This window comes from Pseudomonas sp. Colony2 (assembly GCF_019382755.1).
Lineage (GTDB): Bacteria > Pseudomonadota > Gammaproteobacteria > Pseudomonadales > Pseudomonadaceae > Aquipseudomonas.
Map to the genome: position 1 here is coordinate 2,175,350 of NZ_CP080030.1, position 11,010 is coordinate 2,186,359.

Below are 11,010 nucleotides of genomic sequence, written 5' to 3' on the forward strand. Positions count from 1 at the left end.
GAGCATGTACTTGCTGAAATTGTTGATGTGATCATCAAGATTATCCTCAAGCATCATCCGGTACTGATCACAGAAATACTTCAGCATCGCCTCACGGGCCTGGGCCATTTCTTCGCCGGATTTAAAGCTGCGTGCGCTGACCCAGGCATTGAAGCGTGTGGTGCCGAACATCATCGAGGCGCTGACTTTGCCCAGGTCGGCGAACGCCCTGAACTGCTCGTTGGACAGCTCGATGTGCGCGTCCGCGCGATCATAGAAGCCGTTGTCGGTGGTGTCTGGCATTGCGGTTACCTTCCTGTTCGTGAGTGCGGCGAAGGTACCGCCGCGCTCCACAGGAAGGCAACCACATCGGCCGCTTCAGGCCTTATTTATTGCGAGTCACCCTCCACACCGTGTTGGCCAGGTCATCGGCAATGATCAGCGCACCCTTCGGATCAACAGTGACCCCCACCGGCCGCCCGCGAGTCTTGCCATCGTCCCCGCGGAAACCCGTGGCGAAGTCCAGCGGCTCACCGGCAGGCCGGCCATTGCTGAACGGCACGAAGATCACCTTGTAGCCCACCGGATTGTCCCGGTTCCAGCTGCCGTGCTCGCCGACGAAGACGCCGTCGGCATATTTCTCGCCCATGGCCGGGATGGAAAAATCGACGCCCAGCGCGGCAACGTGGGAACCAAGGCTGTAATCCGGCTTGATCGCGGCGGCGACCTTGGCCGGGTTCTGCGGCTGGGCGCGGGTGTCGACGTTCTGGCCCCAATAGCTGTAGGGCCAGCCGTAGAACTCGCCTTCGCGCACCGAGGTCAGGTAATCCGGCACCAGGTCCGGCCCCAGTTCATCCCGCTCGTTGACCACCGCCCACACCTGCCCGGAGCCCGGTTGAATGGTCAATGCCGTCGGGTTGCGCAAACCGGTTGCATAAGGCTTGTGGGCACCGGTGGCGGCGTCGATCTGCCAGACCATCGCCCGGTCGATCTCAACCTCCATACCGCGTTCGGTGATGTTGCTGTTGGACCCAATGCCCACATACAGCGAGCGGCCATCGGGGCTGATCGCCAGGGATTTGGTCCAGTGGTGATTGATCGCGGCGGGCAGCTCGGTGACGGTGGTGGGCGGGCCACCGGCCTTGGTCTGGCCGTCTTCGTAGTCGAAGCGCACCAGCGCATCCTGGTTCGCCACGTACAGCTTGCCGTCGGCAAAGGCCAGGCCGTAGGGCGCGTTGAGGTTTTCGGCGAATACGGTTTTCAACTCGTAGGTGCCGTCACCGTCGGCATCGCGCAGCAGGGTCAGGCGATTGCCGCCCTTGACCTTGGTGTTGCCCTCGGCCTTGATCACGCTGGCGATCACATCCTTGGGCTTGAGTTTCGCTGCGTTGCCGCCCCGGCCTTCGGCGACGAGAATGTCGCCGTTGGGCAGCACCAGGGTCTGGCGCGGGATCCGCAGGTCGGTGGCGATGGCCGTGATGCTGAACCCCTCGGGCACCGTAGGTTTTTGCTCGGCCCAGGCCACCGGTTCGGCGATCTTCATGCTGGGCAACAGGCCGCGCTGGGGTTCCGGCAGCTTGGGGTCGGGGCCGCGAGCCTGAGTACTGTCGGCTTCGCCACCGCAGGCGCTCAACAACATCGCCATGCTTAAAACGGTCAGCGTGCTGGAAGGCTTCATTGGGCACCTCCCGAGCGCAGGTTGGTCAGCCCGACCCACGTGGTCACGCAGGCCAGCAGGGTCACGACGGCAGACAACACCAGGCCCGAAGGCATCACGGCCCAGGCATCCTTCGCATGCTCAAAGGCATTCACCAGGCCCAGCGCCCAGGTCACCAGCAACAGCAGGAAGTACACCGTGGGGCGCCCGGCCTTGCGGTCGGCACGCAGCAGGTTGACCAGTGCAAACAACCCCGCCAGCCCGCAGAACAGCAGGGCGCCGGCGATCAGCCAGGCGGCGAAGTTGCTCCATTGGATCTGGTAGGTCTGGTAGTAGGCAATGTCGCTCAGCAGGGCGCCGAGAAACAGCGGGACGGTACCGGCCAGCAAGGTCGCGTGAAGCGGGCCAGGCGTGCAGCGGTAGGTGAGGGTGGTGGGGTCGGTCACGGGCGGCTCCTTATCGTTGAGCGGCCCTGATGAGGCTCATCAGGGCCGCGCTGACTGCGCTTAAGGAAGGAGCGTGCTGCTTGCGCGTTAGTTCACCCGCGATTCGTTTCCAAATATGTTGCGTCAGTTGATGCGTGGATGTTGCTGCACCAGGTTTTCACGCTTGGCTTCCAGCTCGGCGATTTGCGCGTCGATATCTTCGATCTTCTGCTCGATATTGTCTTCGTGCTCCTGCAGCAGCTCCTTGGCTTCCTCGATATCCGACGCCGCCGGTGCCGCGCCGCGCAGGGGTTTGTTGGCGGTTTCCTTCATGGTCAGGGCGGTGAAAAGCCCCAGTACGGCGAACACCATCAGGTAATAGGCCGGCATGTACAGGTTGTTGGTGGTCTCCACCAGCCAGGCCATGGCGGTTGGCGTGAGGCCGGCAATCAGGATCGAGATGTTGAAGGCGCTGGCCAGCGCGCTGTAGCGGATGTGGGTAGGGAACATCGCCGGCAGGGTGGACGCCATCACGCCGATAAAGAAGTTGAGCACCACCGCAATGATCAGCAGCCCCGAGAAAATCAGCCCGAGCTTGCCGCTGTTGATCAGCATGAACGCCGGAATGGCGAGGAAGAACAGCGCGATGCTGCCGAACAGAATGAAGGGTTTGCGCCCGATCTTGTCGCTGACAAAGCCAATCATCGGCTGCACGAACAACATGCCGACCATGATCGCGATGATGATCAACACGCCGTGGTTTTCGCTGTAGTGCAGGTTGTGCGACAGGTAGCTCGGCATGTAGGTGAGCAGCATGTAGTACGTGACGTTGGTCACCACCACCACGCCGACACAGGTCATCAGGCTGCGCCAGTGCTTGGTGGCGACTTCCTTGAACGAGACTTTCGGGCCGCCCGCCAGGCCTTCGCGGTCACCTTGTTCGAGTTGCTCCACGTGCTGTTGAAAAGCCGGTGTTTCTTCCAGGGCATGACGCAAGTAGAGCCCGATCATGCCCAGCGGCAGGGCGAGGAAGAACGGCAGGCGCCAGCCCCAGGACTGGAAGGCGTCTTCGCCGATTACCGCCGAAATCAGCACCACCACGCCCGCGCCGAGCACGAAGCCGGCGATGGAGCCGAAGTCCAGCCAACTGCCGAGGAAGCCGCGCTTGCGGTCCGGGGCGTATTCGGCGACGAAGATCGAGGCCCCGGTGTACTCACCGCCCACCGAGAAGCCCTGGGCCATCTTGGCCAGCAGCAACAGGATCGGCGCCCAGATGCCGATCGAGTCATAGGAGGGGATCAGTCCGATGGCGAAAGTGCTCAGGGACATGATCACGATGGTCGCCGCCAGGACCTTTTGCCGGCCGTATTTGTCCCCCAGCCGGCCAAAGAACAGGCCGCCCAGCGGGCGAATCAGGAACGGCACCGAGAAGGTCGCCAGGGCCGCGATCATCTGTACGCTGGGAGACGCTTCGGGGAAGAACACCTTGCCCAGCACATAGGCGACAAAGCCATACACCCCGAAGTCGAACCATTCCATGGCATTGCCCAGCGCAGCGGCGGTGATCGCCTTGCGCATCTTGGCGTCGTCGACGATGGTGATGTCATCCAATCCAATCGGATTGACGGTTTTCTTGCGTGATTTCATGGGAATACTCAGCCGCAGGTCCATTTCGATGCCACTGTTTTGGTGGCATGCGCTTAATGGGTCAGATACATGCGGACACTGAATAATTCACCATTGGCTGGATTTTTTTGTTAACGGCCCGGCAAGGATTAACTGATCCGCTCGCCCCCCAGGGAATCACGCTGCATCGACTGCAGGTTTTTCTCGATGGTTTCGCAAAGGGCTTCCATCTGGATCTGGTGCTCGCTGTCGCGGAACGGGCTTTGCAAATCGGTGCCGATGCGTTCGATGGCCAGCAGCATGAAGCCCACCACCGTGGACGCCAGCGGGGTGAACCAGCCCAGGGATTCCACCAGGCCCACCGGCACGATCAGGCAGAACAGCGAGATGAACAGCCGTGGGAAATACACGTAAGGGTAGGGCAGCGGCGTATTGGCGATGCGCTCCATGCCGCCCTGGCTGTTGGACAAATCCACCAGGGTCGACTCCAACCGCGCCAGGCGAATGCTGTCCAGGCGCCCGGCCTTGTATTCCTGGGCCAGCAGGGCTGCGGAGCCGTTGATGATGTCGTTGGAAAAGTTATTGGTACTGGTGCTGCGGGCGAACTCGTTGGCCGGCAGGAAGGCGCGGATTTCTTCCGGGCAAGGCTGGCCCCGCAAGTGCGCCGCCAGGCAGTTCACATACGCCACGTGACGGCGCAGCAAGGTCGCCTTTATCGGGTTGACCTCATTGTCCGGATCATCCAGCAGCGTCAGCACTTGCCGGGCGAAGCTGCGGGAATTGTTGACCATCGCCCCCCACAACGTGCGTGCCTCCCACCAGCGGTTGTAGGCGCTGCTGTTGCGGAAACTGATCAGCACCACCAGCGCCGAGCCGAGCAGGGTGAGCGGCATCAGCGGCAGGTTGATCTTGCTGTTGAGGAACAGCATGAAGTCCACGGTGACGGCGATATCCCAGAGCAGCAGCCAGAACAGCGCCCAGCCTACATAGCCCATGGTCTTGATGATCAGGCGGTATTTTTTGATGATGGCAGCTTTCAAACGGAAACCTCGCGGCGAGCGGTAAACATCAATGCCCTAGCTCGGACGGTGTTTACCGGGTAAAGGTTCGCCGGGGGGTCGGCTCTTCAGGCCTGGAATGTCAGGACAAAGCGGTTTTCGCCCTGGGGCTTGCCGTCCGGTGCGGGCTGGTCGGGCACGAAACCGCAGCGGGTCAGGACTTTTTGTGAGCCCACATTCTCGGGGTACACGTACGCCACCAGTTGGGTCAGTGCCCAGCGCGCCTGTGCCTCGCGGATCAGATGGTTCAGCGCCAGGGTTGCCAGCCCTTGCCCGCACGAGCGCTCACCCACGCGGTAGCCGACCTCGGCAGAGCCCTTTGGCGAGTCGATGCTTTTCAGGTTGGCGCGACCGACGATTTCGCCGTTGGCGTCTTCGATCACGAACGGGTGCCATGTGCCGGTGGCCAGGCCTGATAGATAACCGTCAATATGCTCGGCGACGCCCTGCACCGAGTAAAACGATGGGTCGCGCGCCTCGATATGCGACTCGAACCAGTCACGGTTACGGGCTTCGAAGGCCAGCAATGCTTCAGTGTCCGTACTGCTCAGCTCGCGAACGCGAAATGACGTCATTGCTCGAATCTCCAGGGTTGTTCTGTCCATTTAGTCATGTTTTCGTCATAAAGGCGTGTGAAATTTGCCTGCCAAAAATATGAAATCATGGAGTTTTTTCGATGAGGGTAGTCACCTCCGGCTCGGCGTATCTGGACATCGATGCATACGCCTGCTGCATTGCGTATGCCGAGTTGTTGAATCGTCAGGGAATCGAGGCGCGTGCCGTCAGCAGTGCTCCACTGAATGCCAGCATCTCCAGGACCGTGCTCGGCTGGCGATCGTCACTGGATGACTACCGACCCGAGCCCGGCGATGAGTTTGTGATGGTGGATATCTCGGACTTCCACCACTTCGACCCGGTGGTCGTGCTCGATCAGGTGGTGGAGGTGATTGACCATCACCCGGGGTTTGAAACCTATTGGGCGCAGAGGCTGGGAAGTGCCGCAGACATCCGTTTGATCGGCGCAGCAGCGACGCAGGTTTTCCTGCGTTGGGAGGCGGCCGGTTTGTTGCCGCTGATCAGTGAGCACAGTGCCGCGCTGCTGGCCACGGCAATCCTGGACAATACCCTGAATTTTACCGGGCAGTTGACCACCGCGGTGGATGTTCGGGCTTATGAAACCCTCGCGCTGCTGGCGAAACTCGCGGCAGACTGGCCTAAGCGGTATTTCTCCGAGTGCCAGGCCACTATCGAGTCAGACCTTGCAGGCGCGTTGGCGGGTGACCTGAAGTGGCTGAAAGCCGACAGCAACCTGCCGCAGGTTTTTGCGCAGATGACGGTGTGGGATGCCGGTGCGCTGATCCGAAAGCATCGCTCGACCATCGCTGAGTGGCTGGCGGCGCAGGGGGAGGACTGGCTGGTGAATCTCATCAGTATCCGCGAGTGCAGAAGTTATTTCCTGGCTGAGCCCAAGGTCAGCCAGGAAAAACTGAGCCAGTTGCTTTCCATCGACTGGCAGGCCGGGATGGCGGTGCTGGATCGTTCGCTGTTGCGCAAGGAACTGGTAAGGCTGGCGGCCACTGATTGACGGCGTTCACCAAAGTGACGTTCCTCTTTGAAGAACCCGCAATACAATGGCCAGGGTATTACCGAAAAGGAACGGCAGTTGAACGAACACACATTGTCCATGCGCCTTGAGCGCGTGGCGACGCACATCCCCGCCGGGGCGCGCCTGGCGGATATCGGTTCCGACCACGGCTACCTGCCGGTGGCATTGATGCGCCGCGGCGCCATCGTGGCGGCGGTGGCGGGCGAGGTGGCCCTGACGCCGTTTCGCGCAGCCGAGCGCACGGTGCGCGAGAACGAGCTGGAGCAACACATCACCGTACGCCTGGCCAGTGGCCTGGCGGCGATCGAGCCGGGAGACGGGATCACCGCGATCAGCATCTGCGGCATGGGCGGCGAGACCATCCGCGACATCCTCGACAGCGACAAGGCGCGCCTCAGTGGCGAGGAGCGCCTGGTGCTGCAGCCCAACGGCGGCGAGCAACCGTTGCGCCAGTGGTTGATGGAGAACGGCTACCGCATCGTGTGCGAAGAGCTGCTGCGGGAGAACCGATTCTTCTACGAAATCATCGTTGCCGAGCACGCCGGGCCTGTGACCTACACCGCCGAAGAACTGTACTTCGGCCCGCTGCAAATGCAGACCCGCAGCCCGGAATTCCTGCTCAAGTGGCAGCGCATCCTGCGCCACAAACAGCAGACCCTGAGCGACTTCGCCCAGGCGCGGCAAGCGGTGCCCGAGGACAAGGTGCAAGAGGTCGCCCAGCAGGCGCGGTGGATCGCAGAACTGCTGGCGTGAGGGTCAGCCTGCGAGGGTGTTCAGCTCTGCGAGTACCTCGCCCGAAAGATCCAGCTCGCCCACCGCGATGTTTTCCCGTAGATGGGTGACCGAGGACGTTCCCGGGATCAGCAGGATATTCGGGGAACGGCGCAGCAGCCATGCCAGGGCCAGTTGCATCGGGGTGACGCCGAGGCGCTGTGCAACGTTCGACAACACCGCTGACTGCACTGGCGAAAATCCGCCCAGCGGGAAGAATGGCACATAGGCGATGCCGTCCCGGGCCAATTCGTCGAGCATCGCGTTATCGTGTTGGTGGGCGATGTTGTACAGGTTCTGGACGCACACGAAGCGCACGATTTTTCGCGCCTCGGCGACCTGCGTCGGGGTAACGTTGCTGATGCCGATATGGCGTATCAGGCCCTGTTGTTGCAGCTCGGCAATGGCACTCAGGGGTTCCTCGATCGAGCCTTCGGCAGTGCCCATCACGCCGTGCATGGCCCGCACATTCACCACGTCCAGCACATCCAGGCCCAGGTTGCGCAGGTTGTCGTGCACGGCCTGGGTCAGCTCGGCCTTCGACGAAGCGTTGAACCAGGCGCCATCGTCGCCACGGCGGGCGCCTACCTTGGTGACGATCGTGAGATCGTCTTTATACGGGTGCAGTGCCTCACGAATAATCTGATTGGTGACATGCGGCCCGTAGAAGTCGCTGGTGTCGATATGGTTCACGCCGCAAGCGACGGCCTCGCGCAGTACGGCCAGCGCTGCATCACGGTCCTTGGGCGGGCCAAACACGCCTGGGCCGGCCAGTTGCATGGCGCCGTAGCCGATGCGGTTGACGGTGCGATCGCCGAGATTGAATGTGCTGGGGGTCATGGTCGGGGCTCTTGCTTGACGGGAGGAAGCCTATAATATGAAGGATCCTTCAGGTTTAGAATTCGCATTCCATGAGCCCTCTCAAAGCGTCGTTAAAGCCAAGAAAATCAGCGGTCCAGGCCCGGTCGGCGGCGACGGTGGAAGCGCTGCACACGGCAACCCTTCAGGTTTTGACCGCTCAGGGCCTGGTCCGCTGCACCACGACCCGCGTGGCCGAGCGGGCGGGCATGTCGGTGGGCAGTCTCTATCAGTACTATCCGAACCGCGATGCACTGCTTGCTGCGGTATTGGAGAAGCATCTGGTGCAGGTGGCCGAGACCGTCGAGCAGGCGTGCGATCAACACCAGGGCACCACGGTGGCGGAAATGGCATCGGGGTTTGTCACGGCTTTTCTCGCCGTGAAGCTGATGGACCCGACGGCGTCCAAAGCCCTGTATGCCATCGCAGGTGAGCGGGGCGGTGCGGAGCTTGTGGCGCGGATCAACAAGCGGGTGGTGGCCGCGATTGCAGCGATGTTGGCGACGGCGTCGGATGCCCGGTTTGAAGACCCATCCCTTACCGCCGCCATCTCGCTCAGCGCGGTGGTGGGACCGGTTCGGGCGTTGCTTGAAGGCAATGCATCTGCGGCCTTTGAAGCCGGCCTGGAACAGCAGGTGACCCGCATGCTGCGAGCTTATCTTCAAACCTATCAGTCACTTACGTAAACCGTGTTCAGGGTATTTTGCAGCGCTGCTTCGCACTAAAGTCACATCCATGGGTCCATAAGCCCCGCAATCGAACTTTGAAGATTTAACCCATGCACCTACGCAAAATTGCAGTTGGGCTGTCGGCCCTTGTTTTGCTCTCCACCGGGGCGCAAGCCCGTGGCCTGCTGGACCTCATCACACCGCCTCAATCCCATACCTCTCGCTCGGGCTCCATCAGTCAGGGCGCGGCCCTGGGTCTGTATTCAAGCCAACAGAAAAAGCCATCGTTCGACAGTTGCGCCGACCTGTTCCCGGCCGCACAACCGATCAACACGGCCACCGTGCCGGCCACCATGAAACCCCTGGCGCTGTGTTCCGATAATTTCGCGGTGCTGTACTCGCAAACCAGCAAGACCCCGCTGGTGGTGGTCGAACGCCTGAATGCCGGCCAGTTGAAGGATGCCAAAGGCGAAGAACGCACCAACCAGTTCTACCCCGACCCGCGTATTCCCAAAGGCGCGCGCGCCGAGTTGAGCGACTACCGTGGCCAACACCCGGCCGTGGACCGTGGCCATCAATCCCCGGCGGCGGATGCGCCGAGCACCAACGCCATGGCCCAGTCCTTTGCGCTGTCGAACATGGTCCCGCAAGACCCGACCAACAACCGCAAGATCTGGAGCAAGGTCGAGGCGGACGTGCGCAAGTTTGCCAAGCGCGCCGACGGCAATGTGTTCGTGTTCACCGGCCCGTTGTTTGACCCGGGCTACAGCACCATTGGCGACAACAAGGTCTGGGTGCCGACCCGCCTGTTCAAGCTGGTTTACGACGTGTCGTCCAAGCGCGCCTGGGCGTATGTTCTGCCCAACGCTGAAACCCGTATCGAGAAGCCGATGGACTACGCGACATTTGTGAAAACCACCGGGCTCAAGTTGCTCGGGAATTTGCCGGTGACGGGGTCCGTCGGGCGTACTTGATGGCCTGAAACCGGGTGCGTCACTTGCCCTTTTTCAACGTCTTCAAGCGCAACGTTGCGCGCTGCATAGCGGCCATCTTCTCTGGCCGCTTCATCTTTTTCCATTTGCGAATATCGTCCTTGGTGCGTCCACAACTCACGCACAGCTCACCACTGAGCTGGCAGGTTGAGACGCACGGGTTCTCGATATCTTTAGCCAAGGCTTTACCCCTTTACCGCATACAGTTTGAGCAGGCGCAGGCGCCAATTGCCGCCATGCTGCAGGTGGCATTCTTCCTCGGAGTCGAAGTGCACGTAGCGGTGCGAAGAAGGGCGATCCACCCCGGCATCCTCCAGCGCGGTGGCCGTCAGCTCGCGCATGCGCAGGTCCAGTCCGGTAGAAAGGGCCAGTTCCCGGTTCGCCCTGGTATCGAATACCCAGATGACCAGCAGGCTTTGGGCAAAGGCCTGGTAGTCGACCTCGTGGGTCAGCCAGTCGAAGCCGGTGATTTCGGCCTTCGCGATCTCACAGGCATCGGTCAGGGTCGCGACCAGGCGACGTTCGATGCGTGCGCTGTCGCGTTTGCTTGAAGACATGGGGATTCCTTGAGGAGCGAGGAGGGTGATGATACGCGAGAGATCCACTGTAGGAGCTGTCGAGCTTTAGCGAGGCTGCGATGGCGGACTGGCAGGCGACATCTTTATTGCCTGACAGGGCCTCTTCGCAGCCTCGCTGAAGCTCGACAGCTCCCACACTGGATTCGTGTTGCCCTTCAGATATTGATCGTTCCCACGCTCTGCGTGGGAACGCCGCCTCGGACGCTCTGCGTCCAGCTGACGATGCAAGGTTCAAGTCCTGCGCAATGGTGACGCGGAGCGTCACAGGATGTATTCCCACGCAGAGCGTGGGAACGATCAACTGTGCGAGCCTGCGAAGATCCACTGTGGGAGCTGTCGAGCTTTAGCGAGGCTGCGATGGCGGACTGTCAGGCGACATCTTTATTGCCTGACAGGACCTCTTCGCAGCCTCGCTGAAGCTCGACAGCTCTCACACTGGATTCGTGTTGCCCTTCAGATATTGATCGTTCCCACGCTCTGCGTGGGAACGCCGCCTCGGACGYTCTGCGTCCAGCTGACGATGCAAGGTTCAAGTCCTGCGCAATGGTGACGCGGAGCGTCACAGGATGTATTCCCACGCAAAGCGTGGGAACGATCAACTGTGCGAGCCTGCGAAGATCAACTGTGGGAGCTGTCGAGCTTTGGCGAGGCTGCGATGGCGGACTGGCAGGCGACATCTTTATTGCCTGAAAGGGCCTCTTCGCAGCCTCGCTGAAGCTCGACAGCTCCCACACTGGATTCGTGTTGCCCTTCAGATATTGATCGTTCCCACGCTCTGCGTGGGAATGCCAC

At 61.2% G+C, this 11,010-nt stretch carries 13 protein-coding genes; 4 read left to right on the forward strand and 9 right to left on the reverse strand.

Going from position 1 to position 11,010, the window contains the following annotated elements; all coding sequences use genetic code 11:
* From JV201_RS09390 to JV201_RS09415, 6 genes are all read right to left on the reverse strand, one after another.
* Positions 1-282, reverse strand: a 282-nt coding sequence (locus JV201_RS09390) for a DUF3144 domain-containing protein (RefSeq protein ID WP_219406793.1), incomplete at its 3' end; no start/stop codon positions are given.
* Between the two features lie 82 nt (positions 283-364).
* Positions 365-1,657 (reverse strand): sorbosone dehydrogenase family protein, encoded by a 1,293-nt coding sequence (locus JV201_RS09395; protein WP_177009645.1) that lies wholly within the window; start codon positions 1,655-1,657, stop codon positions 365-367.
* Complete coding sequence (locus JV201_RS09400; RefSeq protein WP_177021316.1) at positions 1,654-2,082, reverse strand: DUF2231 domain-containing protein; 429 nt, start codon at positions 2,080-2,082, stop codon at positions 1,654-1,656. The genes JV201_RS09395 and JV201_RS09400 overlap by 4 nt, the downstream gene beginning before the upstream one ends.
* A gap of 123 nt (positions 2,083-2,205) precedes the next feature.
* Entirely contained in the window at positions 2,206-3,708 is a 1,503-nt protein-coding gene (gene proP, locus JV201_RS09405; RefSeq protein ID WP_003207926.1) for a glycine betaine/L-proline transporter ProP, read from the reverse strand.
* Positions 3,709-3,836: 128 nt separating this feature from the next.
* Entirely contained in the window at positions 3,837-4,727 is an 891-nt protein-coding gene (locus JV201_RS09410; RefSeq protein ID WP_008433288.1) for a bestrophin family protein, read from the reverse strand.
* 86 nt (positions 4,728-4,813) lie between these two features.
* A complete protein-coding gene (locus JV201_RS09415) occupies positions 4,814-5,320 on the reverse strand; it encodes a GNAT family N-acetyltransferase (RefSeq protein WP_102605056.1) in 507 nt (168 codons plus the stop codon).
* A gap of 101 nt (positions 5,321-5,421) precedes the next feature.
* On the opposite strand from JV201_RS09415, the gene JV201_RS09420 reads away from it, so the two are divergent.
* Positions 5,422-6,330: a bifunctional oligoribonuclease/PAP phosphatase NrnA gene (locus JV201_RS09420; protein ID WP_219406794.1), complete on the forward strand. Its 909-nt coding sequence runs from the start codon at positions 5,422-5,424 to the stop codon at positions 6,328-6,330.
* A gap of 78 nt (positions 6,331-6,408) precedes the next feature.
* Entirely contained in the window at positions 6,409-7,104 is a 696-nt protein-coding gene (locus JV201_RS09425; RefSeq protein WP_219406795.1) for a tRNA (adenine(22)-N(1))-methyltransferase TrmK, read from the forward strand.
* Between the two features lie 3 nt (positions 7,105-7,107).
* On the opposite strand, the gene JV201_RS09430 is transcribed toward JV201_RS09425, so the two are convergent.
* Complete coding sequence (locus tag JV201_RS09430; RefSeq protein WP_102605057.1) at positions 7,108-7,962, reverse strand: aldo/keto reductase family oxidoreductase; 855 nt, start codon at positions 7,960-7,962, stop codon at positions 7,108-7,110.
* Between the two features lie 71 nt (positions 7,963-8,033).
* Here JV201_RS09430 and JV201_RS09435 point away from each other — a divergent pair, with 71 nt between their 5' ends.
* Both JV201_RS09435 and JV201_RS09440 read left to right on the forward strand, forming a co-directional pair.
* Entirely contained in the window at positions 8,034-8,666 is a 633-nt protein-coding gene (locus JV201_RS09435; RefSeq protein ID WP_023659027.1) for a TetR/AcrR family transcriptional regulator, read from the forward strand.
* A 92-nt stretch (positions 8,667-8,758) separates the two neighbouring features.
* Positions 8,759-9,622: a DNA/RNA non-specific endonuclease gene (locus JV201_RS09440; protein ID WP_003207938.1), complete on the forward strand. Its 864-nt coding sequence runs from the start codon at positions 8,759-8,761 to the stop codon at positions 9,620-9,622.
* A 19-nt stretch (positions 9,623-9,641) separates the two neighbouring features.
* Here the strand turns inward: JV201_RS09440 and JV201_RS09445 are convergent, their stop codons facing one another.
* Both JV201_RS09445 and JV201_RS09450 read right to left on the reverse strand, forming a co-directional pair.
* A complete protein-coding gene (locus tag JV201_RS09445; protein ID WP_219406796.1) occupies positions 9,642-9,821 on the reverse strand; it encodes a DUF1289 domain-containing protein in 180 nt (59 codons plus the stop codon).
* Positions 9,822-9,825: 4 nt separating this feature from the next.
* The gene (locus JV201_RS09450; protein ID WP_219406797.1) at positions 9,826-10,197 is read right to left on the reverse strand and encodes a hypothetical protein; all 372 of its coding nucleotides are present in this window, start codon (positions 10,195-10,197) and stop codon (positions 9,826-9,828) included.
* Between the last annotated feature and the right edge of the window lie 813 nt (positions 10,198-11,010).